This window comes from Bartonella sp. AA78NXGY, assembly GCF_042197005.1.
In the GTDB taxonomy this organism is placed as follows: domain Bacteria; phylum Pseudomonadota; class Alphaproteobacteria; order Rhizobiales; family Rhizobiaceae; genus Bartonella.
In genome coordinates, this window is record NZ_JBHIRI010000093.1 from 1 (window position 1) to 664 (window position 664).

Consider the following 664-nt stretch of genomic DNA (forward strand, 5'->3'; position numbering starts at 1 on the left):
CGCATCGCCCTGTCTGATACGGTTGGCAAATCGTTGGCGGAAGAAATCGGTACCGCCAAGGCTGAAGGCAAAATAGACACGGTCACGCAGATCGTTGCCCACGCCGGTCTTGGCTGCTTAAAAGGCGCTGTTGCGAGCGGTGCTTGCTCTGCCGGTGCTGTGGGGGGTGCTGTGGGTGAAGCCACAGCTATGCTCCAGTTTCAATTGTGGGTGCAAGGCATTGTGAAAGAGGAAATGGGAGACCTAAACGGTCGCACCCCAACTGCGGAAGAGGAAGCGCGTATAAACGCAAAGATTGATGCGCAGTTTGCTGACTTTAGAGACCACACCATTGATGTTGCAAGGGCTGCTGGGGGCGTTGCCGCTGCCCTTGCCGGTGGCAATGTTGATGCCGGCGCTGATGCCGCAGGTCATGCCGCTGCAAATAACTTTTTGGGTAGTGCACAACGCGCTCAGATGAAGAAAGAGTTAGAAGAGTGCCCTGATAATCAGTGTCGAAGAGATGTTAACGAAAAATGGTTCGAGATTGATGAACAACAAGATAGAACTTTTTCGACAGGAATTATGACTGGTCTCATTGCCGATATACCAATCAAGCTATACGAGTTAGCTGATGGCGCTGTGAAGAACATGATGTTACAAATAATGATATTTGCTAGCAATC

General features: G+C 50.6%; 1 pseudogene. It reads left to right on the forward strand.

The features are described 5' to 3' along the window. Positions 1 to 664, forward strand: a pseudogene (locus ACFINL_RS09810) (hypothetical protein); the annotation flags it as partial.